Consider the following 24696-nt stretch of genomic DNA (forward strand, 5'->3'; position numbering starts at 1 on the left):
GGCCGGCTCAGCCCACGTCCAGCACCGCCTTCCCGCGCAGCCGGCGCTCGCCCAACGCCGCCACGGCGTCCGCGATCTTGTCCCATGGCCCCCGCCAGCCGACCGGCACCCGCAGCTTCCCGGCGGCGACCAGGGCGAGCAGACGGTCCAACTGCGCGCGGCGGTCGGTGAGTCCGCCGCCGTTGTAGACCGAGACGATCGACTTCGGCGCGGGACTGCCCAGGGTGGAGCCGACCGGCAGCACCGCGTCCCCGCCGGACGCCCAGCCGACGCTCTGCACGGTGCCGCCGGACGCCAACAGGGCGTAGGAGGCGCCGAGTTGGGCACCGCCGACGTTGTCGATGACGATGTCGACCGGCTTCGTCACCTGTTCGGGCCCGGCCACCACCTCGTCGGCCCCGAGCTCCCCGACCCACCGGCGCCCGTCCTCGGAACCGGCCACGCCGATGACGTACGCCCCGCCGAGCGCCGCGAGCTGCACCGCGAAGCCTCCCACTCCGCCGGACGCCCCGGTGACCAGGACCCGGCGGCCGAGGAGCGGTCCCGCCTGTTCCAGCGCGCGCAGGGCGGTGCCCGCGGCGACGGGCAGGGCGGCGGCCTCGCCGAGGTCGACGCCGTCCGGGACCACGGCCAGGTCGGCTACGTCCAGGGCCCGCAACGCGGCGAATCCGCCGCCCTCCCCGAATCCCACGACCCGGCTGCCCACCGCGGGGCCCGTGCCGTCCGCGGCGGCGCGCACGACGACGCCGGACGAGTCGAAGCCGATCACCTCGCCCGGTGCGCCGCGCTCCGCGAAGTACAGTTCGGCGGCGTTCAGGGAGCTGTGCCGGACCTCCACCAGGACCTGCCCCGGCCCGGGTACCGGCTCCGGCGCCTCCCCCGGGCTCAGTCGTCCGGGTGCCTCCGGGTCCACGATCAATGCGCGCATTGCCAGTCCCTCCGGTCGCCATCGGCCATTCCCCGACCCCAACCGTGGCCGATCCGGACTTCTTCCCACCACTCCACGCCCGTTGCCGCTTGGATGGCCCCATGACCACCGACGAGCACGCGCGGCTCATGCGGGCCAACCAGGCGAACTGGGACGCCCGCACACCCGTCCACCTCGCCAGCCGGTTCTACGGGCTCGACGAGGACCTGGACCCGGCCCGGTGGTTCGCCGGCTTCGAGTGGGACGACCTCGGCGACCTGTCCGGCCGCGACGTGCTCCACCTCCAGTGCCATCTGGGCACCGAGACGATCGCCTTCGCCCGGCGCGGCGCCCGCGCGACCGGCCTCGACTTCTCGGCCGCCTCGGTGGCGGCGGCGCGGGACATCGCGGCGAAGGCGGGCGCCGACGTCGACTACGTGCACGCCAATGTGTACGACGCCGAAGCGGCCCTGGGCGGGCGGCGGTTCGACGTCGTCTACACGGGCAAGGGCGCCCTGTGCTACCTGCCCGACCTGGAGCGGTGGGCGGGTGTGATCGCCCAACTCCTCCGCCCGGGCGGCCAGTTGTACGTCGTCGAGTTCCATCCCCTCCTCAACTCCCTCGGCCCCAAGCCCGCCCCGGGAGAAGGGCCGGAACTCCTGCTGCGCCACGACTACCTCGGCGGCGCCGGGGCCGTGCGCCGGGACGCGACCCACACGTACACCGACGGGCCGGCCGTCGAGGGGGCCACGGACAGTTACGAGTGGATGCACGGAATAAGCGAGGTCCTCAACGCGTTGGTGCGGGCAGGACTGACCATCCGGCGTCTCACCGAGAGCGACGAGCTGCCGTGGCCGCGCTGGCCGCAGATGGTCCGCACCCCGTCCGGCTGGTGGCGGCTCCCCGAGCCGCGCATCCCGCTTCTCTACGGACTCCTCGCCACCCGCTGAACCGGCGTGGTACGGTCCTGCTAGCACTTGTGTACGCCCAGTCGTGGGCGCCGGTGCCAGTTCTCTCCACAGTCCGCCGATCGGCGCACTCGCCGTACCGGCCTCTTCCCACCGCCTCGTGACCACACGGGTCCGATGGCTGGTTTCCCGCCGCTCGAAGGCACTGTGTCCGCCTTCCCTCTCGTTCGCGGCCTCTCTCCCTTCCGCATGCCTCATGCCGTACGTCCGTGAAAGGACCCACCATCATGACCACCACACTCGAACACCCCCCGATCCAGCAGGAATCCCCGGTCCGCGCCGTCACCGGCGTCCTCGACATCGACGCCGGCGGCAAGGGCCACCTGCGCTCCGCCGGCCTGCTGGCGCAGCCCACCGACCTCCAGGTCTCCCCCGCGCTGATCCGCCGCCACGGCCTGCGCAAGGGCGACCTCGTCGACGGTGTCCGCGGCACCCAGCGCGCCCTCACCGAGGTCGCCCGGGTCAACGGCCGCACCCCCGACAGGAACCGTCGCCGCTTCGGCGACCTGACACCGCTCCACCCGCGCGAGCGCATCCGCCTCGAACACCCCGCGTCCGGTCTGACCGGCCGCGTCACCGATCTGCTGGCCCCCGTGGGCAAGGGCCAGCGCGGTCTGATCGTGGCCCCGCCGAAGACCGGCAAGACGGTCCTGCTCCAGCAGATCGCGGCGGCCGTCGCCGGCAACCACCCCGAGTGCCGGCTGATGGTGGTGCTGCTCGACGAGCGCCCGGAGGAAGTCACCGACATGCGGCGCTCCGTGCGCGGCGAGGTGTACGCCTCCACGTTCGACCGCACGCCCAAGCAGCACATCGCGCTCGCCGAGCTCGTCATCGAACGGGCCAAGCGGCTCGTCGAGGCCGGCGAGGACGTCGTGATCCTGCTCGACTCGCTCACCCGGCTGTGCCGGGCGCACAACAACGCCGCCGCCTCGGGTGGCCGCACGCTCAGCGGTGGCGTGGACGCGACCGCGCTGATCGGCCCCAAGCGCTTCTTCGGCGCCGCCCGGGCGGCCGAGGAGGGCGGCTCGCTCACCATCCTCGCCACCGCCCTGGTGGAGACCGGCTCCCGCGCCGACGACTTCTTCTTCGAGGAGCTCAAGAGCACCGGCAACATGGAGCTCCGCCTCGACCGCGAACTCGCCGCCCGCCGGGTCTTCCCGGCCGTCTCCCTCAACCCCTCCGGCACCCGCCGCGAGGAACTCCTCCTGCCCCCGGCCGAGTTGGCGGCCGCACGGGGGCTGCGCCGGGCCCTGCGGGACAAGGACGGCCTGGAGACGCTCCTGGAGCGCATGCGCGAGACCCCGGACAACGCGACGTTCGTCCACCGCATCCAGCCGACGCTGCCCGCGGCCTGACGCCTCGTCGGCTCGTCCGGGCCGACGCCGCCTCTCCCTGGTCCGTCGTCGGCCCATCCCCCGTCCGGGTGCTCGCGCGTCCCGTACGGCCCGGGCAGCCGGGTAGATGTCGGCTCCGTTCCTACGTTTGCGGTATGACCATCGGATTTCCTTCCCGGGCTGTCGCGTCGGCCTGTGCGCTGTGCACGGCGGGCCTGCTCGTGCTCGCCCCCGCCGCGGCCGTCGCGTCCACCGGCTCCGACCCCGACGCGCCCGGCGGGGCGCGGGCCTCCGCCCCGCAGCCGCGGCTGCTGTACCGCTCCGGCACCCAGGTGCGGCCGCTCGGCCAGGCGCCGCGTCTCCCGGACGTCTCCGCGCTGTCGTGGGTCGTGGCCGACGCGGACAGCGGGGAGGTGCTCGCGGCGCACGACGCGCATCGCAGGCTGCCGCCGGCCAGCACGCTCAAGACGCTGTTCGCGCTGACCGTGCTGCCGCTGCTGCCCGCCGGTATCCGGCACCGGGTGGGGAACGACGAACTGGCCGACGTCGGCGACGGCAGCAGTCTGGTCGGGGTGCGGGAAGGACAGACCTACCAGGTCGCCGATCTGTGGCGCGGGGTCTTCCTCAACTCCGGCAACGACGCCGTGCACGTCCTCGCCGGGCTCAGCGGCGGCTGGCGCTCCACGGCCGTCCGGATGCAGGCCAAGGCCCGGGCGCTCGGCGCTCTGGACACGCATGTGCGCTCCCCCGACGGCTACGACACGCCGGGTCAGGTCTCGTCCGCCTACGACCTCGCCGTCTTCGGGCGGGCGGGGCTGCGCAACCCCGACTTCGCCCGGTACTGCCGTACCGCGCAGGCGAAGTTCCCCGGGGGCGGCGGCTGGTCGTACGCCATCCAGAACACCAACCGGCTGCTCACCGGCGCCGACGGCGTCGAGCGGTACGACGGGCTGGTCGGCATCAAGAACGGCTACACCAGCCACGCCGGCAACACCCTCGTCGCCGCCGCGAAGCGGGGCGGGCGCACCCTCGTCGTCACCGTCATGAACCCTCAGGCGGGCGGCGGCTTCGCCGTGTACGAGGAGGCGCGGGAGCTGCTCGACTGGGGGTTCGGCGCGGCCGGCCGCGTCGCGGCCGTGGGGTCGCTGGACGCCCTGCGCGGCAGACCGCGGCCGGGCCCGGCCGCCGTGCCCGTGGCCGCGGCGACCGTGCCGGAGCGCGGGCCCGACTGGACACGGGCCGGGATGATCGTCGGCGCGTCGGCACTGGGTGCGGGCGTCGTCGCCTTCGCCCTGCGGGCCAGGAACGGGCGGGCCGCGCGCGGCTGACCGGTCGGCAGCCACAGCAGCAGACCGAGCGTGATCCAGGTGTACGTGTTGCTGCCGAGGAACCCGTCGACGCCGGACGCGTCGTCGAACCACAGCCACACCACGCTGGTGCACAGCACCGCGTACAGGGCGCCGGCCACGCGCGCGTGCCCGGCGCGCACCAGCACGGCGAAGGCCGGCAGCAGCCACACCAGGTGGTGCACCCAGGTGATCGGGCTGACCAGGCAGGCGGTCAGCCCGGTCAGCGCGAACGCCGCCGTCCAGTCCCCCGCGGCGGCGGCCGTACGCGCGCGGACCGCCCAGACGCCGAGCGCCAGCAGCACCGCCACGGCCCAGGCCGCTCGGTCCGTCTCCCCGAGCCGCGCCAGAATCCCTTGCAGCGACTGGTTCGAGACGTAGTCCAGGCGTCCCACCCGTGTCGTGTCCCACATCGCCTGGGTCCAGTAGAAGCGGGAGGCGTCCGGGGCCACCCACACCGCCAGGGCGGTGGCCCCGCCCGCCACGGCCGTCGCGACGGCGGCGGCCCGGCGGCGCCCGGCCAGCAGCAGAAGGCCGATGAACAGCGCGGGCGTGAGTTTGACGGCCGCCGCCAGACCGATGCCCCAGCCCGCCCACCGGCCCCGCCCGGTCGCGAGCAGCCAGGCGTCGGTCAGCACCAGGGCCAGCAGCAGGAGGTTCACCTGGCCGAAGCTGAACGTGTCCCGCAGCGGCTCGAACAGGGCCAGCGCGCACACGGCGAGGGCGCAGCCGTACCAGCCGAAGCGCCTGAGCGGCCGTCCGATCAGCACCCGCGCGACGACAGCCGTCGCCGCCGCGTTGAGCAGCACGGAACCCGCGATCGCGGCGGACAGCGGCAGCAGCGCCATCGGCAGCATGGCGACGGCGGCGAAGGGCGGGTAGGTGAAGCCGTACGTGGTGCCGGGCACCCGGTAGTCGTACAGCCGCCCGCCGTGATGGACCCAACTGTCCACGGCCCCGTAGTAGACGCGCAGGTCGAACCAGTCGCGCAGCAGCGGCACGGTCGCGGTGAAGACGGTGACGGCGGTGGCGAGCGCGAGGAGCAGCAGCAGTCGGCCGCGGTCGGTGCGGGGCGGGTTCATGCCGTACGACCCCATGCGGGCGCCCGGTCCGTCTGGTGGGCCTGCCACAGGACGACCAGGGCCAGGACGCCCCCGGAGACGGCCAGCACCAACTGGCCGGCGTCGGCCGGGCCGCCGCTGGGCAGGGTGGCGAGCGCGAGGACACCGGTCACGGCCGCCACCCGGTGCCGTACCGACGCGGTGGGTGCCGCGGCGGCGATGAGGAACAGGCCCCACAGGGCGTACCAGGGGCGGATCGCCGGGCCGAACGCGGCCACCGTGGCGAGGCTCAGGCCGAGCGCGTACACCGGGCGTGGCCGCAGCCGCCACCATATGGCCGCCACGAGGCCCGCGGTGAGGGCGATGCCGAGCGCGTGCCAGACGGGGACGGCCAGGGGTGCCAGGTCGCTGCCGAGGTGTTCCAGGAGGGCACCGGTGGCGCGGCCGAGGAGGCTGGTGAGGGCCCAGTTCTGGGGCGACACCGGTGTGCTGAGGGCGCGTATCCAGCCGTACCCCGTCCCGGCGGCGGCGGTCGCGACGACCGTGGTGGCCGCCGCGGCGACGGCGGTGGTCACCACGGCCTTCGCCGGGCGCCGGCCGGCCCGGGTCTGGAGGACGACGACCGCGGCCAGCCCGAGCACGGCGGGCGCCTTGACCAGCGCGGCGAGGGTGACGAGCACGGCGCCCACGACCGGCCACCGGCCGAGCGCCGCGACCAGGCCCGCGCCCAGCAGCCCGAGCATGATCGCGTCGTTGTGGGCGCCGGCGACCAGGTGGAGCAGGACGAGCGGGTTGAGGGCGCCGAGCCAGAGCGCCGCGGCCGGGTCGGCGCCGCTGTGCCGGGCGAGCCGGGGCAGCGCCGCCGCCATCAGGGCCACGCCCGACAGCGCGACGAGGCGCATGCCGAAGAGGCCGGCCGGAAGTTCGCCGCGGGTGAGGCCGGCCAGCGCGGAGGCGACGGCGAGGAAGACCGGGCCGTACGGCGCCCCGGTGTGCCGCCAGATCGGGGCGACCTCGTCGGCGAGCGGACCGCCGAGCTGTGCGGGGCCGTGCGCGTACACGTCCATGTGGGCGTCGACCATGGCGCCCTGGGCGAGGTAGCTGTAGACGTCGCGGCTGAACAGGGGCGGGGCGAGGAGCAGGGGTGCCGCCCAGAGCGCCAGGACGAGGAGCAGTTCGCGCGGAGTGGGCGGCTCGGTGGTCCTGACCAGCCGGCCCAGCAGCGCCCAGGCCGCGATGAGCAGCACGACGCCGAAGTAGACGCCGATGAGACCGACGGCGGCGTGTACGGAGGCGGGCCCGAGAAGGTCTCTCACAGGGAGGGCGCCGGCCGTTTCACCGCCTGCCGCGAGGACGGTGGTTCCGGCCAGGCCGAGTATCTGGCAGCGGCGTAGGTCGACCACGCTGGGAGCGTTTCGCTGTCAGGTGGCCGGAAATTGACGGGGGTGTGGCACACCTGTGTCAAGAAGACGCCCTAGAAGACCGACAGGCCCGTCAGCGTCGTGAACCTGTCCAGCGCCGCGACGCCCGCGACCGAGTTGCCGCGTTCGTCGAGCCCCGGGCTCCACACGCACAGCGTGCACCGCCCCGGCACCACCGCGATGATGCCGCCGCCGACCCCGCTCTTGCCCGGCAGGCCGACCCGGTAGGCGAAGTCGCCCGCCGCGTCGTAGGTCCCGCAGGTCAGCATCACCGCGTTGACCTGCTTGGCCTGGCTGCGGGTGAGCAGCCGGGTGCCGTCGGCGCGGATGCCGTGCCGGGCCAGGAAGCTCGTCGCCAGGGCCAGGTCGGCGCAGGAGGCCATGAGCGAGCACTGCCGGAAGTACTGGTCGAGCAGGCCGGGCACGGGGTTGTGGATGTTGCCGTACGACGCCATGAAGTGGGCGAGCGCGGCGTTGCGGTCGCCGTGGGCCGACTCGGAGGCGGCGACCTCCTCGTCGAACTCCAGCTTGGGATTGCCGCTCTCCGCGCGGAGGAACGCGAGCAGCTCGCCCGCCGCGTCTCCGGTACGGGTCAGCAGCCGGTCGGTGACGACGAGGGCGCCCGCGTTGATGAAGGGGTTGCGCGGGATGCCGTTCTCGTACTCCAGCTGGACCAGGGAGTTGAAGGGGTTGCCGGAGGGCTCGCGGCCCACGTGCTCCCAGAGTTCGTCGCCCTCGCGGGCCAGGTCGAGGGCGAGCGTGAAGACCTTGGTGACGGACTGCGTGGAGAACGGCTGCCGCCAGTCCCCCACGCCGTAGACCGTGCCGTCGAGCTCCGCGACGGCCATGCCGAAGCGGCGCGGGTCGCAGGCCGCGAGCGCCGGGATGTAGTCGGCGGGGCGGCCCCGGCCCGGTGTGCGCTCGATCTCCTCGGCGATGCGTTCCAGGACCGGCTCGAAGGTCAGGGACGAACTCATGATCACCATTGTGCCTCCGGGCCGGTCGGGACGCGCATCCACCAGGTGCGGGGACTGATCAGGCCAGGGCCTGCCCACTGCCCGCGACGACCTCGGGCCGCAGCAGGTCGGCGAGCGTCTCGGCAGGCAACAGCCCCTTCTCCAGCACCAGTTCCGCCACACCGCGGCCGGTCGCAAGGGCCTCCTTGGCGATGTCGGTGGCGGCCTCGTACCCGATGTGCGGGTTGAGGGCGGTGACCAGACCGATGGAGTTCTCGACGCTCGCGCGCAGCTTCTCGGTGTTGGCGGTGATGCCGTCCACGCAACGCTCGGCGAGGGTGCGGCAGGCGGCGCCCAGGTGCGTGATGCTCTCCGAGAGGGAGTGCAGGATGATCGGCTCGAAGGCGTTCAGCTGGAGCTGGCCGGCCTCGGCGGCCATGGTGATGGCCACGTCGTTGCCGATCACCTCGAAGGCGACCTGGTTGACGACCTCGGGGATCACCGGGTTGACCTTGCCGGGCATGATCGACGAACCGGCCTGCACGGGCGGCAGGTTGATCTCCCCGAGCCCCGCACGCGGACCCGACGACAGCAGCCGCAGATCATTGCAGCTCTTGCTCAGCTTGACGGCGATCCGCTTGAGCACACCGGACATCTGGACGAACGCCCCGCAGTCCTGGGTGGCTTCGACCAGGTTGGCGGCCGTGACGAGCGGCAGCCCGGTGATGGCGGACAGGTGCCGCCGCGCGGCCTCCGCGTACCCGGCGGGGGCGTTGAGCCCGGTGCCGATGGCAGTAGCCCCCAGGTTGATCTCATGGATCAACTGGACCGCCTCGTCAAGACGGTTGCGATCCTCGTCAATCATGACGGCGTACGCGGAGAACTCTTGACCGAGCGTCATCGGCACCGCGTCCTGCAACTGTGTACGGCCCATCTTGAGCACGTCACGGAACTCGACCGCCTTACGGGCGAACGAGTCCTGTAGTACAGCCATCGACTTGAGCAGTCCACGGACCGCGAAGACCGTCGCGATCTTGACCGCGGTCGGGTAGACGTCATTGGTGGACTGCCCCAGGTTGACGTCCTCGTTGGGGTGCAGATGCCGGTACTCGCCCTTCGCGTGCCCCAGCAGCTCCAACGCCCGGTTGGCCACGACCTCGTTGGCGTTCATGTTGGTCGAGGTGCCGGCCCCGCCCTGGATCACGTCGACGACGAACTGGTCGTGCAGCTTCCCGTCCCGGATCTCCCGGCAGGCCTCGACAATGGCGGCGGCCTTGCGCGGCTCCAGCAGCCCCAGCTCCTCGTTGGCGAGAGCGGCGGCCTCCTTGACGGCGGCGAGGGCGTCGATGAGATGCGGGTAGGCGGAGATGGGCGTCCCGGTGATGGGGAAGTTCTCGGTGGCCCGCAGGGTGTGCACACCCCAGTAGGCGTCGGCGGGGATGTCCCGGTACCCGAGGAGATCGTGCTCACTGCGGGCGACGACGGTGGTCATGAGGTTCGGTTCCTCTTTCTGAGAGGGGTGAGTGTCTTAGGGGCGCGGGGAACTGTGCGACCAGCCACAACCGGCCCGCAGTCGCCCTTCAACAGATCCGGCACGTCCTTAGGCGCAAGCAGAGACCACAACGGGCTCCAGCGACCGAACCGGCCGCACACACCCCACCGGCTCCCCGCCCCCAAGCAGCGCCTCGCCCTGGAACTCGGTGAGCAGCTCCGGAGACACCCCGGCCCACGCGAGTGCCGCCGCGGCCACGGGAATCCGCGCCCGGTTCGCCCCGTCCGCGATCTTCACGGCAACCGCCCGCCCATCAGGCAGCGCGGCGACCTGAACACCCTCGAACCCGTCCTTGGCGAGCAGCCCGGGTACGGCCCGCATCAGCGCGGCGACGTCCCGCCCCGCCCCGGACGCCATCTCCGGATGCGCGCGCATCGCGTCGGCGACCCGCGCCTCGGGCGTACCGGGCACCGCGGAGGCGATCCGCGAGACGGCACGGGCCAGCCCGTTCAGGGACACGGAGAACAGCGGGGCCCCGCACCCGTCCACCGTCACCCTCGCGATCCGCTGCCCGGTGAGGTCCTCGACGATCTCGGCGATGGCCTGCTGCAACGGATGCGAGGGGTCGAGGTACCCCTCAAGGGGCCACCCGTTCAGCACACAGGTGTACAGCATCGCCGCGTGCTTGCCGGAGCAGTTCTGGGCGAGCCGCGAGGCCGCGCGCCCTTCCCGCACCCACTCGTCCCGCACCCCCGGACCGAAGGGCATGTCGGGAACGTTGCGCAGGGCGTCCTCGCCGACACCGGCCAGTTCGAGGATCCGTCGCGTCCCGGCGAGATGCCGCTCCTCGCCGGAATGGCTCGCGGCGGCCAGCGACAGCAGCTCGCCGTCGAGCGGCAGCCCCGCCCGCACCATGGCGACCGCCTGCACCGGCTTGAGCGCCGAGCGCGGATAGAACGCGGCCTCGATGTCGCCGAGCTGGAACTCGACGCGGCCGTCGGCACCGAGGACGACGACGGAACCGTAGTGGATGCCCTCCACGACCCCGCCGCGTATGAGGTGGGCGACGGGAGCGTGGAGGGGCTCGCGGATCAGGGGTGCGTCCGCGACGAAACTGCTCAACATAACTGCCTTCTAAGGGTGCGCCGCGCGGATCACGCGTGGCCGCCGGTGGGGTGGATCTCGGCGCTCACGTGCGTGCTCACGTGTCGGCGCCTGCGGAGAGGGTCTCGGCCGCCGTCCGGGCGATCCGGCCGCGGATGGCGTACCACCCGGCGACCAGCGCCCCGATGATCAGCGGCAGACACAGCACGGTGGTGCGTCCGACGCCGCCGTCGGCGTACATCAGGACCAGGACGGAGGCGAGGAACGCCAGCGTCACGATCTCGGTCCAGGGGGAGCCCGGCAGTCGGTAGCCGGGGCGGGTCAGTTCGCCCTTCTCGGTCTTCTGCCAGAAGAGCAGGTGACAGACCATGATCATGCCCCAGGTGGACAGGATCCCGATCGCGGCGAAGTTCAGCACGATCTCGAACGCGTCGGCGGGGACGACGGCGTTGAGGCCGACGCCGAGGACGCAGATGCCGCTGGTGAGCAGGATGCCGCCGTAGGGGACCTGGCTGCGGCTCATGACGCCGGTGAACTTGGGCGCGGAGCCGGACTTGGCCATGGAGCGCAGGATGCGGCCGGTGGAGTACAGGCCGGAGTTGAGGGAGGACATGGCCGCGGTGAGGACGACGAGGTTCATCACGCCGCCGGCCGCCGGGACGCCGATGTTGGAGAGCACGGTCACGAACGGGCTCTGGCCGCCGGTGTACTTGTTCCAGGGCAGCAGCATCGACAGCAGGACGACCGAGCCGACGTAGAAGAGGCCCACGCGCCACATGATCGAGTTGATCGCCTTCGGCATGATCTTCTCGGGGTTCTCGGTCTCGCCGGCCGCGACGCCCACCAGCTCCACCGAGGCGTAGGCGAAGACGACGCCCTGGAGGATCAGCAGCATGGGCAGCAGGCCGTTGGGGAAGACGCCGCCGTGGTCGGTGATCAGGGCCGGGCCCGGGGTGGTGTCGCCGACCTCGTGCTGGGTGACCAGCAGGAAGATGCCGATCAGCATGAACGCCACGAGCGCGCCCACCTTGACGATGGCGAACCAGAACTCCAGCTCGCCGAACATCTTCACCGAGATGAGGTTCACGGTGAGGACGACCGCGAGCGCGATGAGCGCGATCACCCACTGGGGGATGTCGGAGAACATGCCCCAGTAGTGGGTGTAGACGGCCACGGCGGTGATGTCGGCGATGCCGGTGGTGGCCCAGTTCAGGAAGTACATCCAGCCTGCGACGTAGGCGCCCTTCTCGCCCAGGAACTCCCGGGCGTACGACACGAAGGCGCCGGAGGAGGGGCGGTACAGGACGAGTTCACCGAGGGCGCGGACCACCAGGAAGGCGAAGATGCCGCAGACCGCGTAGGCGATGAACAGGGAGGGGCCGGCGTCGGCGAGGCGGCCGCCCGCGCCGAGGAAGAGGCCGGTGCCGATGGCACCGCCGATGGCGATCATGTTGACGTGCCGGTGCTTGAGGGACTTGCTGTATCCCTCGTCTCCCGCGTCGACATGGCCGGAACGTTTCTGCACGTCGTCGTGCAGGGACTGCTCGCTCACGCCTGGGGGTCGCCTTCCGTGGGGGTGTCCGTGCCCTTGCCAGGGGGACGCACGATGTCGGTGAGGGTGGTCTCGACGCGGTCGAGGTGGTGGGACATGGCCTCCACCGCGTCGTGTTCGGAACCGTCGATCAGCGCCTCGACGATCGCCCGGTGCTCGCGGTTGGACTGCTCACGGCGCCCGCCCAGCTCGTTGAGGAAGGCCGACTGACGCGCCAGTGCGTCCCGGATCTCCTCGATGACCCGGCGGAACACCGGGTTCTGGGCGGCCTCGGCGACGGCCAGATGGAACAGCGTGTCCATCGCGACCCACGCGGTGGTGTCCGTCTCCCGCTCCATGCGGTCGAGCAGATGCGCCAGGTGGTCGAGGTTCTCCGGGGTGCGGCGCAGGGCCGCGTACCCGGCGACGGGGATCTCGACGTGCCGGCGCACCTCCAGCAGGTCGCTGGCCGCGTAGTCGCCGAAGGTGGGGTCCTCCACGGCGTTGGCGACCACGAAGGTGCCCTTGCCGGTCTTGGAGACGGTCAGCCCCATGGTCTGGAGCGCCCGCAGGGCCTCGCGCAGCACGGGGCGGCTGATCTCCAGCGTGCGGCAGAGCTCGGCCTCGGAGGGGAGCTTGTCGCCGATGGCGTAGTCACCGCGCTCGATGGCGTCGCGCAGATGCGCCAGCACCGCTTCCATGGCGCTGATGCGCCGCGGGGGCTGTCCGGCTGTCCGGCTGTCTGACAGGTTCACGGGAGAGATACTCCGGGCGGCGGGAGGGTGCTGTCAAGGCACCTGAAAGGAGAATTTCACGGGGCGTGAGAGCTGAATGCCGGCTCACGCCCCGTCCCGGCCGGTCAGCTGTCCAGCACGCCGGTCGCGAGCAGGCCGAAGAGCAGGACACCGACGACGATCCGGTAGATCACGAACGCGTTGAAGGAGTGCTTCGCCACGAACTTCAGCAGCCAGGCGATCGAGGCGTAGGCCACGACGAAGGAGACGGCCGTGCCGACGACCAGGGGGGCGGCGCCCGCGCCGGTGCCGAGGGCGTCCTTGAGTTCGTAGATGCCCGCGCCGGTCAGGGCCGGGATGCCGAGGAAGAAGGAGAGGCGGGTGGCGGCCACGCGGTCCAGGTCGAGCATGAGCGCGGTGGACATGGTGGCGCCGGAGCGGGAGAAACCGGGGAAGAGCAGCGCGAGGATCTGGGAGCTGCCGACGAGCATCGCGTCCTTGAACGAGGTGTCGTCCTCGCCGCGCTTGTGGCGGCCCATCTGGTCGGCCGCCCACATCACGCCGCTGCCCGCGATCAGCGAGCCGGCCACGACCCACAGCGAGGCGAGCGGCCCCTCGATCAGCGGCTTGGCGGCCAGGCCCACGGCGACGATCGGAATGGTCGCGTAGATGACCCACCAGGCGAACTTGTAGTCGTGGTGGTACCGCTCCTCCTTGTCGCGCAGCCCGCGGAACCAGGCGGAGACGATCCGCGCGATGTCCTTGCGGAAGTACACGAGCACGGCGGCGATCGCGCCGACCTGGATGACGGCCGAGAACCCGACGACGGCGTCGTCGTCGACGGGGATGTTCATCAGCCCTTCGGTGATCTTCAGATGACCGGTGGAGGAGACCGGCAGGAACTCGGTCACCCCCTCGACGGCTCCGAGGACGACGGCCTGACCGACGCTGATGACGCTCATGGGATCCAGTTCTTCCGGCAGGGAGGACGAGACAAGGCGGCCACAGTTTTACACCGCCTGGGCAAGCTCCACGCCCACGTACGCCGCTCCCAGACCGGCGATCAGACTCGCGCCGACATTGGCGAGGGCGTACAGCCCCGCCCCGGTCTCGGCCAGCCGCAGCGTCTCGTAGGAGAAGGTCGAGTACGTCGTCAGCGCCCCGCACAGTCCCGTGCCGAGCAGCAACCGCACGTGCGGTCCCGCCGCTCCCGTGACCAGGCCCAGCACCAGACAGCCGGTGACGTTGACCGCGAAGGTGCCCCAGGGGAAGACCGAGTCGTGGCGGGACTGGATGGCGCGGTCGGTGAGGTAGCGCAGCGGGGCGCCGACCATGGCACCCGCGACGACCAGCAGCCAGTTCACAACGACCTCTTACCCTTGCCGTCCGTTTTGCCGGAGTCGGCGTCGCGGCCGACGTACCGGATGACCTCGCAGTCGTCGAGGATGACCAGGCCCTCGGTGACGAGTTCGTCGAGCTGGGGCAGGAAGGCCCGGACCCGGTCCTCGGTGTCGACGATGACGATCGCGACGGGCAGGTCCTCGCTCAGCGACAGCAGCCGGGACGTGTGGATCAGGGAGGAGGCGCCGAAGCCCTCGATGCCGCGGAAGACGCTGGCACCGGCGAGGCCCGCGGTGTGCGCGCGGTGCACGATCTCGCTGTAGAGGGGCTTGCGGTGCCAGGTGTCGTTCTCGCCGACGAACACGGTCACGCGCAGGGCACTTCCGGTCAGCCTCGTCATGGCTGCCTCCGCTTCAGGACGCGGCGGGTGGCGGTCGCGGCGAGCCACACCGCGGTGAGAGCCGCGAGGAGGGTCGCGGCGAGGTAGGCCAGTCCCGTGCCGGGGTGGCCGGAGGCGATCAGTCTGCGGATGTCGACGGCGTACGTGGAGAAGGTGGTGAAGCCGCCGAGGACTCCGGTGCCGAAGAACGGGCGGACCAGCCGGTGGGCGGCCCAGACGTCGGTGATGAGCACCATGAACACGCCTATGACCGCGCAGCCGACGACGTTGGTCCAGAAGGTCGCCCAGGGGAACCCGCCCGGCTGGAGGGGCCACCAGAGGGAGAGCGCGTAGCGGGCGGTCGCCCCGATCGCGCCGCCGAGCGCGACCACGGCCACGACGGACGCCTGACCGCGCAGCACCGGCGGTCGTCGCGGGGTGGGGACACGGAGGCTCTCGGTCTCCGGGGCTGTCATGGTCGTACGTCTCCCTGCCTGGACGGCCTGATCACGGCCGGTCAACAGGGTAACGCCGGGGTCACTTACCGGTGGGCGGCTCGCACAGGGCGATGCCCCGCTCCCACAGGCTGCCCAGGACAAGATGGCCGGCCGCCTCGCAGACGCTGGTGACCATGCGGAAGCCGGAGTGGCGGCGGGTGAGGTGGTGGACGGTCCCGCCGGAGTCGTCGACGGCCAGGACGCCGATCGTGCCGGTGGGGCGGAACGGGGCGCGGACCGCCAGGCGGGCGGCGGCACGGCGGACGGCGGGGTCGGCTCGGTGCAGCAGGTCGAGCGGCGGGACGCGGGGGCCGGCCAGGGAGACCCAGATCGGTCCGTCGGGGCCGGCCCGCCAGAGGTTGTCGGGCATGCCGGGGAGGTTCTCGGCGAAGGGTTCGGTACGCCCCGCGTGCGGTCCGGTGAGCCAGTGGCGGGCGAGGCGGCAGGCGCCGGTCTCGGCGACGACGAGAAACGATTCGTCGGAGCTCAGGGCCAGTCCGTTGGCGAATTGCAGCCCCTCCGCGAGGACTTCGGGCCGCTCGCTGCCGGGCGCGAGACGCAGCAGCCGGCCCGTGCCGGTGTGCTCGACGATGTCGCCGATCCACTGGTCGAGGGGATAGCGGCGGCTGGAGACCGTGAAACAGATGCTGCCGTCGGACAGGGCGACGGTGTTGCTGCAGAACCGCAGCCGCTCCCCCGCCACCGAGTCGGCGAGGATGCGTACGAGGCCGTCGGTGAGGTCGACGCGCAGCAGGCCGAGTTCGGCGTCGCACACCAACAGGTCGTCGTCCGCGAGGAGTTCGAGGCCGAGCGGCCTGCCGCCGGTCTCGGCGAGCACCTCGACGCGGGTCGCGGCCGGATCGGCGAGGCCGTCCAGGCGCAGGATGCGGCCGTCCGCCACACCGGTCACCACGCGGCCCCGGCTGTCGGCGACGACGTCCTCGGGGCCGTGGCCGCCGATGGACACGTACCGGTGCGGGACCAGCTTCTGTGGACGCTCCACGAACTACCGCCTCTCTCGCGCTGCTCTGTCTACCAGCCTTTCTCGAACATGCGGGCCACCTCGGCTATTCGCACCTCGTCGCGCCGGTAGTAGACCCGGCGGCGGACCCGCTTGGTGCGCAGCAGGCCGATGTCGGCGAGCAACTCCAGGTGGGTGTCCGCGACTTGGCGCCGCACGCCGAGTTTGGCGGCGACGGCGGCCGCGGTGACGCCGTCCTCGGCCGGGCAGCCGCGGCGCTGGGCAGGGAAGTGCGCGACCGGGTCCTTGAGCCACTCCAGGATGTCCAGCCGACGCTGACTGACGGGAGTCCTCAGCATGTCGTGCGCCTCCGTTCGACCTCCTCGAAACCGCGTGTTCCCACTGTCCCGCAGTCGACGCCGTCATGGATGGACTTCTCACACCTTGTCCGGTACCGCACGCACTTGCGAGAAAAGGCAGTTCGGTACTCGCACAGGACAACAAAGGGGCCCGGCCGCGTCCGCGCGGCCGGGCCCCCTGTCCGACGGGGACTACCGGTGGCTGAACCACGCCATCGCGGGCAGCGCCTTGTTGTCGTAGTCGAACAGCGCCTGGTTCTCCCAGCCGTTGCCGGAGGAGGAGTCGGTCGGGTCCCAGCCGTTGCCGGTGACCGCGGTCCAGGTCGACTCCCAGTAGAAGACGCCGAGGCCACGGCCGTTGGGCACGGCCTCCACGATGCTCGCGACGTCGTTCATCCAGCGGGTCTGGCCGGCCGTGGTGGCGGGGTAGCCGGAGACCAGCTCGCCGGTGAGGTCGATGATGTTCTCGTAGGAGTCGTCGCTGTCGAGACGGAAGGGGTAGGCCGTCTCGGCGACGAACACCGGCTTGCCGTAACGCGAGGCCGCGTCGTCCAGGGTCGTCTGGAAGTCGTAGAGCGAGCCGTGCCAGTAGCCGTAGTAGGACAGGCCGATGACGTCGAACTTGACGCCGGCCGCGACCGCGTTGTCGAACCACCAGCGGGTGCCGCTCAGATCACCGCCCTTGGCGAGGTGCAGCGCGACCTGGGTGGAGGAGCTGACCGCCTTGACCGCGCTGTAGCCGGAGTTGAGCAGCCCGGCGAGCTGCGACCAGTTGTCGGTGGAGCCCGCCGACCACAGCATGCCGCCGTTGATCTCGTTGCCCACCTGGACCATGTCGGCCGTGGTGCCCTGCGCCTTCAGCGCGTTGAGGACGTCGTAGGTGTGGTTGTAGACGTCCGTCTTCAACTGGCTGTAGCTGTGGCCCGACCACGCGGCCGGCACGGTCTGGGCGCCCGGGTCGGCCCAGGTGTCGGAGTAGTGGAAGTCGACCAGCAGCTTCATGCCCTGCGCCTTGATGCGCTTGGCCATCGCCAGGACCTGGGTCTTGCCGTTGTAGCCGTCGGCCGCGTTGACCCACACCTTGACGCGCGCGTAGTTCTGTCCGGCGGACTTCAGGATGGCGAGCGCGTCGCCTGTGGTGCCGGAGCTGGTCCGGTAGGTGCCGCCCAGGGCCTCGCTCTTGGCGAGGGAGGAGACGTCGGAACCCTTGATCGACGTACTGGACGTACCGGACGCGAAGGTCAGGTCGTCAACGTTGATCCAGTTGCCGGCGTTCGCGTCACTGTTGATGCTGATCGTGCACTGGTTGTTGGTCACGTTGACCGGCACGACGATGTGCAGCCATCCGCTCGGGGAGACCGGCAGGTCGGTGCGCTGGTCGGTGCCGCCGCAGTTCTTCAGGGCTATGTAGGCGGAGTTCTGGCCGCCGCCGGAGCGGACCCACGCGGTGAGCTTGTAGCTCCCGTTGGTCAGCCCGGACAGGTACTGGTACGTCTCCACCTTGTAGGCGGAGGACGAGTAGTGGGTGAGGCGGTAGCTGCCGCCGTGGCCGCCGGACTCGGTGTAGGAGGCGGCGGTCGTGCCGTACTCGGACCAGCCGGCGGGGACGGCCACGCCCGCGCCGTCGGACTCGAACCCGCCGTTGGTCAGCGTGCTCGCCGCCTGGGCGGTCTGTGCGGGCAGGGCGGTGAGGGCGAGCCCCGCGGTGAGCGGGAGGAGCAGGGCTCGCAGGGTGCGTCTGGGATGGAACATCGTCGTCCGTCGTCCCTTCGACAAATGGGGTTGGGGGTGCCTTCGCCGAGGACGGCGAAGGGGCCCCTCCACCCGCGGCTCGCGGCTCGCACGGGCGGAGGGGAGTCGGTGGGGCCCCAGGGGCCCGCGCTCAGCCGTCGAGTCGTACGACCCGTACGGCGCCCGCCGGGATCTCCAGGCGGCCCGCGGCGCGTTCACCGGTCAGCAGCTCGGTGCCGGAGGCCTCCAACGGCACCTTGGCGTCCGAGCCGGTGTGGTTGATGGCGAACAGGTAGGTGCCCGACTCGCCGGTGCGGCGCACCACTTCGACATCGCGGGGCAGGTCGGCGCGCGGCGTGATCCCGGCGTCGTCGGTGGCCCAGCCCAGCAACGCGTCGAGGCCTTCCGCGCCGAGGCGGGTGGAGACGTACCAGGCGGAGCCCTGGCCGAAGCGGTGCCGGGTGACGGCCGGGTGGCCCGCGGTGAGGCCGTCGGCGTACGTCCACACGGTCTCGGCGCCGCGCGGGACGACGAACTCCGTCCAGACGTCGCCGCTGAGCTCGGAGCCGTCGGCGCCGGTGAGACGCACCGACTGGTCCTTCAGCAGCGGTGAGAACTCCTCGACCGTCAGGCCGAGGACGTCGCGCAGCGGGCCGGGGTAGGCGCCCTCGTGCACGGCGTCGTGCTCGTCGACGATGCCGGAGAAGTACGACACGACGAGGGTGCCGCCGTTCTCGACGTACTCCCGGACGTTGGTCCCGGCCGCCTCGGTCATCAGGTAGAGGGCCGGTACGACGACAAGGGGATACCTCGACAAGTCGGCTTCGGGGTGGGCGAAGTCGACCGTGAGGTGGCGGTCGTAGAGCGTCTCGTAGAAGGCGTCGGCGCGCTCGCGGGCGTCGTGGTCCTCGCTGGGGCGCCAGTCCAGGCTCTGCGCCCACCAGGAGTGCCAGTCCCACAGGACGGCGACGTCGGCCTCGGTGCGGGTGCCGCGGATCGTGCTCAACGAGTCGAGCGAGGCGCCGAGTTCGACGACCTCGCGCCACACGCGCGTGTGGGTGCCGCCGTGCGGGAGCATCGAGGAGTGGAACTTCTCGGCGCCGCGCCGGGACTGGCGCCACTGGAAGAACATGGCGCCCTCGGAGCCGCGCGCCACGTGGGCGAGGGAGTTGCGGGCCATCTGGCCCGGGGCCTTGGCGGGGTTGCGGGGCTGCCAGTTGACGCCCGAGGTGGAGTGCTCCAGGAGGATCCAGGGCGCTCCCCCGGCCACCGAGCGGGTGAGGTCGGCGGCCATCGCCAGGTTCACATGGGTGCGGCGGCCGTCGGTGATCAGGTAGTGGTCGTTGGTGACGATGTCGACCTCGCGGCCCCAGGCCCAGTAGTCGACGGAGTCGCACTGGCTGAGGGCGGTCATGAAGTTGGTCGTCACCGGGATGCCGGGCGCGAGGCGGTGCAGGATGTCCCGCTCCATGACGAAGTTCTCGCGCATGGTGGCGTCGGCGAAGCGCTTGTAGTCCAGCGCCTGGGCCGGGTTGCCGACGGTGGGGCTCAGGCGCGGCGGGTTGATGTCCTCGAAACCGCCGTAGCGCTGGCCCCAGAACGCGGTGCCCCAGGCCTCGTTGACGGCGTCGACCGTGCCGTACGTCGACGCCAGCCAGCGGCGGAAGTGGGCGGCGCAGGAGTCGCAATAGCAGGCCGAGACGGGGACGCCGTACTCGTTGTGGACGTGCCACATCGCGAGCGCCGGGTGAGCGCCGTAGCGCTCGGCCAGCTTGGTCGTGATGTTCGCGGCGGCGGCGCGGTAGTCGGCGTTGCTGTGGCAGATCGCGCCCCGGGAGCCGAACTCGTGGCGCATGCCCTCCGCCGTCACGGGCAGGGCGTCGGGGTGGGCCCGGTAGAACCAGACCGGCGGCACCACGGTGGGGGTGCCGAGGTCGACGCGGATGCCGTTCTCGTGCAGCAGATCCAACAGGCGGTCGAGCCAGCCGAAGTCGTACACCCCGGGTGACGGCTCCAGCAGCGCCCAGGAGAAGATTCCGGCACTCACCATGGTGACGCCGGCCTCGCGCATCAGGCGGACGTCCTCCTGCCACACGCTTTCCGGCCACTGCTCGGGGTTGTAGTCCCCACCGAAGGCGAGCCTGGTGAGGCCCTTGGGGCTGGTCTCCGGCATGGATCTCTCCCGTGAAATCGATCATTTGGGAACGTGCACAGACTTGATCAGCGGTGCGATCCCAACATAACCGCACAGCAACAACCATTGACAAGTGTCCGGGATGTTTCTCTACTGTGAACGCTCACAGAAGCATGGCAGGTTCTCGCAGCAGGCGGGGACCCAGGTCAGGGGAGAGATCCATGCCCATCACGAAGCGCAGCCGGCTCAGCAGAGTGGCAGCATCCACCGTCGCCGTCGCCCTCGGCGCCACCGCGCTCGCCGCCTGTGGTTCGGACGACGGCGACTCGAAGACCGAATCGGGGCCGGTCTCGCTGACGTACTGGACCTGGACCCCCGGCATGGACAAGGTCGTCGACCTCTGGAACAAGGGCCAGGGCAAGAAGGACCAGATCACCGTCACGGTGAAGAAGCAGGCGTCCGGCGACACACTGGTCACCAAGATCCTCACCGCGCACAAGGCCGGCAAGGCCCCCGACCTGGTCCAGGCCGAGTACCAGGCGCTGCCGACGCTGGTCAGCAACGACGCCCTCGCCGACATAGCGAAGAACGTCGGCGACGCGAAGGGCAAGTTCGCCGAAGGTGTCTGGCAGCAGACCACGCTGGGCACGGACGCCGTCTACGCGGTCCCGCAGGACATCGGCCCGATGATGTTCTACTACCGCCAGGACCTCTTCAAGAAGTACGGCCTGACCGTCCCCACCACCTGGGACGAGTTCGCCGAGACGGCCCGCGCGCTGAAGAAGAAGTCCCCCGGCACGGACCTCACCACCTTCTCCGCCAACGACTCCGGCCTCTTCGCGGGCCTGGCCCAGCAGGCCGGCGCGAAGTGGTGGACCACCGAGGGCGACAAGTGGAAGGTCGGCATCAACGACGCGGCCACCAAGAAGGTCGCCGACTTCTGGGGCGGCCTCGTCAAGGAGGGCGCCATCGACAACCAGCCGATGTACACCCCGGCCTGGAACAAGGCGCTCAACACCGGCAAGCAGATCGCCTGGGTCTCCGCCGTGTGGGCGCCGGGCACGCTGACCACGGCCGCGCCCGACACCAAGGGCAAGTGGGCCATGGCCCCGCTCCCCCAGTGGACCGCGGGCGAGAACAAGACCGGCAGCTGGGGCGGCTCCTCGACGGCCGTGACGACGGACTCCAAGCACCAGGAGGCCGCCGCCAAGTTCGCCGCCTGGCTGAACACCGACGACGCGGCCCTGACCGCGCTGGCCAAGGAGAGCGGCATCTACCCGGCCGCCACCAACGCCCAGACCTCGGGCGCCTTCGCCCAGGCGCCGGAGTACTTCTCGAACCAGGCCGACTTCTACACCAAGGCCGCCGAGATCGCGAAGACCACGGCGCCCTCCGCCTGGGGCCCGAACGTGAACGTCGCCTACACGGCCTTCAACGACGCCTTCGGCGCCGCCGCCAAGAACAAGTCGGACTTCGCCGCGGCCCTGGACACGATGCAGGCCGCCACCGTCGCCGACCTCAAGAAGCAGGGCTTCGGGGTCTCCGAGTGACGAGCGCACGCCGGAAGTCGTACGGGGTCAAGGGGGCCCCGTATGCCTTCCTCATCCCCGCCACGGTCCTGTTCCTGGTCTTCTTCGCGCTGCCCATCGGGTACGCGGTCTGGCTCAGCTTCCGCAAGGTGCACGTCTCGGGCCTCGGCCTCGGGAAGGGCGCCCGCGACGAGGTCTGGGCCGGCCTGTCGAACTACACGGCCGCCCTCCACGACAGCGAGCTGCTGCACGGCGCGCTGCGCGTCCTCGGCTACGGCTGCATCGTCGTCCCCGTGATGCTGGGCCTCGCCCTGCTCTTCGCGCTGATGCTCGACAGCGACAAGGTCCGGTTCACCCCCTTCACCCGCCTCGCGATCTTCCTGCCGTACGCCATCCCCGGCGTCGTGGCGGCCATGCTGTGGGGCTTCCTGTACCTGCCGGACGTCAGCCCGTTCTACTACCTGCTGGAGAAGTTCGGCCTGCCGCAGCCGGACCTGCTCGACGGCGGTCCGCTGTACCTCGCCCTCTCCAACATCGCGGTGTGGGGCGGCACCGGCTTCAACATGATCGTCATCTACACCGCGCTCCAGGCCATCCCGGCCGAGGTGTACGAGGCGGCGAAGCTGGACGGGGCCACCCCGCGCCAGGTCGCACTGAAGATCAAGATCCCGATGGTGGCGCCCTCGCTGGTGCTGACCTTCTTCTTCTCGATCATCGCCACGCTCCAGGTGTACAACGAGCCGACCACCCTCAAGCCCCTCACCAACTCGGTGTCCACGACGTGGAGCCCGTTGATGAAGGTGTACCGGGACGCGTTCGGCACCAACGACATCTACGCGGCGGCCGCCCAGGCCGTGATCATCGCGCTCGCCACACTGCTGCTGTCCTTCGGGTTCCTGCGGGCCGCGAACCGTCGTCAGAAGCAGGAGGCAGCACGATGAGTTCTCTTGCCGTCCGCAAGGCGGAGCCGGCCGCCGGCACCACGCCCGGCGCCGCCCAGGGCCCGCCCCTGCGCCGCCGGATCGCGCTCGTCCCCACGCTCACCCTGCTGATCGGCGCGCTCTACACGCTGCTCCCGGTCGCCTGGGTGGTCATCGCCTCCACCAAGTCCGGCGAGGAACTGTTCTCGACCTTCACGTTCCTGCCGGGCTCGGGCTTCGTCGACAACCTCAAGGACCTCAACGCCTACCGCGGCGGCGTCTACTGGCAGTGGATGGGCAACTCCGCCTTCTACGCCGGGTGCGGCGCGCTGCTGTCCACGGTGGTGTCGGCGTTCAGCGGCTACGCGCTGGCGATCTACCGCTTCCGCGGCCGCGAGACGATGTTCAACGTGCTGCTCGCGGGTGTGCTGATGCCGCCGGTCATCCTCGCCGTGCCGCAGTATCTGCTGCTGGCGCAGGCGGACTTGACGGACTCGTACCTGTCCGTGCTGCTGCCGCAGATCCTCTCGCCGTACGGTGTCTACCTCGCCCGTATCTACGCCCAGGCCGCCGTGCCCGCGGACGTGGTGGAGGCCGGGCGGATGGACGGGGCGAGCGAGTGGCGGATCTTCAGCCGGGTCGCGCTGCCGATGATGGTCCCCGGCATGGTGACCGTCTTCCTGTTCCAGTTCGTGGCGATCTGGAACAACTTCCTGCTCCCCTACATCATGCTGAGCGACGACGAGAAGTTCCCGATCACGCTCGGTCTGTACACGCTCCTGGAGCAGGGCGCCAACACCCCGGCCCTGTACACCCTGGTGATCACCGGGGCGTTCCTCGCGGTGTTCCCGCTGATCGCGCTCTTCATGGTCATCCAGCGGTTCTGGAGTCTCGATCTGCTGTCCGGGGCCGTAAAGTCATGACCATGAGCAACACGGGGGGCCGCCGCAAGCCGCCGACGATCCACGACGTGGCGCGCGAGGCAGGCGTCTCGCGCGGCACGGTCTCGCGAGTGCTCAACGGCGGCCACTACGTCAGCCCGGCCGCCCAGGAAGCGGTCAACTCGGCGATCCGCAAGACGGGTTACGTCGTCAACCGGCACGCCCGGTCGCTGATCACCGGACGTTCGGACTCCATCGGCTTCCTGCTGACGGAGCCTCAGGAGCGGTTCTTCGAGGACCCGAACTTCAACGTCCTGCTCAGCAGCTGCACCCAGGCGCTGGCCGCGCACGACATCCCGCTGCTGCTGATGCTGGCGGGCACGAAGGACGAACGGCGGCGCATAACGCGGTACATCACCGCCGGGCACGTCGACGGGGTGCTGCTGGTCTCCAGCCACTCCGGTGACCCGGTCGCGGAGGAGCTGCGCGAGGCGGGCGTACCGCTCGTGCAGTGCGGCAAGCCGATGGGGTCCGGCGCCAAGGTGAGTTACGTGGCCGCGGACGACCGGGACGGCGCCCGCGACATGGTGCGCCATCTGCTGTCGCTGGGGCGGCGCCGGATCGCCATGGTCAGCGGCCCGCTGGACACCCCCGGCGGGGTGGACCGGCTCGCCGGTTACAAGGAGGTGCTCACGGACGCGGGCATCGCGATCGACGAGCGGCTCGTCGTCTCCGGCGACTACAGCCGCGCAAGCGGCGAGGCGGGGGCCGAGCGGCTGCTGGCGCAGGCCCCCGATCTGGACGCCATGTTCGTGGCCTCCGACCTGATGGCCCAGGGGGCGCTCGCCGCGCTGGCCAGGGCCGGCCGGCGGGTCCCCGAGGACGTGTCCGTGGGCGGCTTCGACGACTCCGTCGCCGCGCTGGAGGCCACCCCGGCCCTCACCACGATCCGCCAGCCCTACGACCGGATCAGCGCCGAGATGGTGCGGGTCCTGCTGGCGCAGATCAACGGCGAGGACCCGATGGCGGTGATCCTGCCGACCGAGCTCGTGAAACGCGACTCGACCTGAGGGTGTTCTTCTTCGGCACGGGCGCGCAACCGGCTGTTCG

22 protein-coding genes and 1 pseudogene are annotated in these 24696 nt (G+C 71.1%); 7 read left to right on the forward strand and 16 right to left on the reverse strand.

What is annotated here, in order from left to right; all coding sequences use genetic code 11:
* Nucleotides 1-7: 7 nt before the first annotated feature.
* Complete coding sequence (locus EJC51_RS06635; RefSeq protein ID WP_126270177.1) at nt 8-928, reverse strand: zinc-binding dehydrogenase; 921 nt, start codon at nt 926-928, stop codon at nt 8-10.
* Nucleotides 929-1029: 101 nt separating this feature from the next.
* Between EJC51_RS06635 and EJC51_RS06640 the strand changes: the two genes are divergently transcribed.
* The 3 genes and pseudogenes from EJC51_RS06640 to EJC51_RS48605 form a co-directional block, all read left to right on the forward strand.
* Nucleotides 1030-1857, forward strand: coding sequence for a class I SAM-dependent methyltransferase (locus tag EJC51_RS06640; protein ID WP_126270178.1), 828 nt, complete (start codon nt 1030-1032; stop codon nt 1855-1857).
* Nucleotides 1858-2102: 245 nt separating this feature from the next.
* Nucleotides 2103-3230 (forward strand): transcription termination factor Rho, encoded by a 1128-nt coding sequence (gene rho / locus EJC51_RS06645; RefSeq protein ID WP_126270179.1) that lies wholly within the window; start codon nt 2103-2105, stop codon nt 3228-3230.
* A gap of 134 nt (nt 3231-3364) precedes the next feature.
* Nucleotides 3365-4201: pseudogene (locus tag EJC51_RS48605) on the forward strand (D-alanyl-D-alanine carboxypeptidase family protein); the annotation flags it as partial.
* A gap of 59 nt (nt 4202-4260) precedes the next feature.
* Here the strand turns inward: EJC51_RS48605 and EJC51_RS49385 are convergent.
* From EJC51_RS49385 to EJC51_RS06725, 15 genes are all read right to left on the reverse strand, one after another.
* On the reverse strand, nt 4261-5637 hold the full coding sequence (locus tag EJC51_RS49385; protein WP_126270181.1) for a glycosyltransferase 87 family protein: 1377 nt from the start codon (nt 5635-5637) through the stop codon (nt 4261-4263).
* Nucleotides 5634-7019, reverse strand: coding sequence for a polyprenol phosphomannose-dependent alpha 1,6 mannosyltransferase MptB (gene mptB / locus EJC51_RS06660; RefSeq protein ID WP_126270182.1), 1386 nt, complete (start codon nt 7017-7019; stop codon nt 5634-5636). The genes EJC51_RS49385 and mptB overlap by 4 nt, the downstream gene beginning before the upstream one ends.
* A gap of 71 nt (nt 7020-7090) precedes the next feature.
* Complete coding sequence (locus EJC51_RS06665) at nt 7091-8023, reverse strand: glutaminase (RefSeq protein WP_126270183.1); 933 nt, start codon at nt 8021-8023, stop codon at nt 7091-7093.
* A gap of 49 nt (nt 8024-8072) precedes the next feature.
* Complete coding sequence (gene aspA, locus EJC51_RS06670) at nt 8073-9485, reverse strand: aspartate ammonia-lyase (protein WP_126270184.1); 1413 nt, start codon at nt 9483-9485, stop codon at nt 8073-8075.
* A gap of 108 nt (nt 9486-9593) precedes the next feature.
* The gene (locus tag EJC51_RS06675; protein ID WP_126270185.1) at nt 9594-10610 is read right to left on the reverse strand and encodes an asparaginase; all 1017 of its coding nucleotides are present in this window, start codon (nt 10608-10610) and stop codon (nt 9594-9596) included.
* Between the two features lie 76 nt (nt 10611-10686).
* A complete protein-coding gene (locus EJC51_RS06680; protein ID WP_126270186.1) occupies nt 10687-12141 on the reverse strand; it encodes an amino acid permease in 1455 nt (484 codons plus the stop codon).
* Nucleotides 12138-12821, reverse strand: coding sequence for a FadR/GntR family transcriptional regulator (locus EJC51_RS06685; RefSeq protein WP_126276844.1), 684 nt, complete (start codon nt 12819-12821; stop codon nt 12138-12140). Before EJC51_RS06685 ends, EJC51_RS06680 begins: the two co-directional genes overlap by 4 nt.
* Before the next feature lie 158 nt (nt 12822-12979).
* Nucleotides 12980-13816, reverse strand: coding sequence for an undecaprenyl-diphosphate phosphatase (locus EJC51_RS06690; RefSeq protein WP_126270187.1), 837 nt, complete (start codon nt 13814-13816; stop codon nt 12980-12982).
* 48 nt (nt 13817-13864) lie between these two features.
* On the reverse strand, nt 13865-14218 hold the full coding sequence (gene crcB, locus EJC51_RS06695) for a fluoride efflux transporter CrcB (RefSeq protein WP_126270188.1): 354 nt from the start codon (nt 14216-14218) through the stop codon (nt 13865-13867).
* The gene (locus EJC51_RS06700) at nt 14215-14595 is read right to left on the reverse strand and encodes a DUF190 domain-containing protein (protein WP_126270189.1); all 381 of its coding nucleotides are present in this window, start codon (nt 14593-14595) and stop codon (nt 14215-14217) included. Before EJC51_RS06700 ends, crcB (EJC51_RS06695) begins: the two co-directional genes overlap by 4 nt.
* Complete coding sequence (gene crcB / locus EJC51_RS06705; protein ID WP_126270190.1) at nt 14592-15050, reverse strand: fluoride efflux transporter CrcB; 459 nt, start codon at nt 15048-15050, stop codon at nt 14592-14594. Before crcB (EJC51_RS06705) ends, EJC51_RS06700 begins: the two co-directional genes overlap by 4 nt.
* Nucleotides 15051-15111: 61 nt before the next feature.
* Entirely contained in the window at nt 15112-16074 is a 963-nt protein-coding gene (locus EJC51_RS06710) for an SMP-30/gluconolactonase/LRE family protein (protein ID WP_126270191.1), read from the reverse strand.
* 29 nt (nt 16075-16103) lie between these two features.
* Nucleotides 16104-16391 (reverse strand): helix-turn-helix domain-containing protein, encoded by a 288-nt coding sequence (locus EJC51_RS06715; protein WP_097260320.1) that lies wholly within the window; start codon nt 16389-16391, stop codon nt 16104-16106.
* A gap of 192 nt (nt 16392-16583) precedes the next feature.
* Complete coding sequence (locus EJC51_RS06720) at nt 16584-18143, reverse strand: glycosyl hydrolase 53 family protein (protein WP_126270192.1); 1560 nt, start codon at nt 18141-18143, stop codon at nt 16584-16586.
* A gap of 130 nt (nt 18144-18273) precedes the next feature.
* On the reverse strand, nt 18274-20295 hold the full coding sequence (locus EJC51_RS06725; protein WP_126270193.1) for a beta-galactosidase: 2022 nt from the start codon (nt 20293-20295) through the stop codon (nt 18274-18276).
* Between the two features lie 182 nt (nt 20296-20477).
* On the opposite strand from EJC51_RS06725, the gene EJC51_RS06730 reads away from it, so the two are divergent.
* The 4 genes from EJC51_RS06730 to EJC51_RS06745 are packed head-to-tail and all read left to right on the forward strand — an operon-like array spanning nt 20478 to nt 24656.
* Nucleotides 20478-21806, forward strand: coding sequence for an ABC transporter substrate-binding protein (locus EJC51_RS06730; protein WP_126270194.1), 1329 nt, complete (start codon nt 20478-20480; stop codon nt 21804-21806).
* Complete coding sequence (locus EJC51_RS06735) at nt 21803-22726, forward strand: carbohydrate ABC transporter permease (protein WP_126270195.1); 924 nt, start codon at nt 21803-21805, stop codon at nt 22724-22726. The genes EJC51_RS06730 and EJC51_RS06735 overlap by 4 nt, the downstream gene beginning before the upstream one ends.
* Nucleotides 22723-23628: a carbohydrate ABC transporter permease gene (locus EJC51_RS06740; protein ID WP_126270196.1), complete on the forward strand. Its 906-nt coding sequence runs from the start codon at nt 22723-22725 to the stop codon at nt 23626-23628. The genes EJC51_RS06735 and EJC51_RS06740 overlap by 4 nt, the downstream gene beginning before the upstream one ends.
* On the forward strand, nt 23625-24656 hold the full coding sequence (locus EJC51_RS06745) for a LacI family DNA-binding transcriptional regulator (protein ID WP_126270197.1): 1032 nt from the start codon (nt 23625-23627) through the stop codon (nt 24654-24656). The genes EJC51_RS06740 and EJC51_RS06745 overlap by 4 nt, the downstream gene beginning before the upstream one ends.
* The last annotated feature ends 40 nt before the right edge of the window (nt 24657-24696 follow it).

The organism is Streptomyces aquilus (assembly GCF_003955715.1).
Lineage (GTDB): Bacteria > Actinomycetota > Actinomycetes > Streptomycetales > Streptomycetaceae > Streptomyces > Streptomyces aquilus.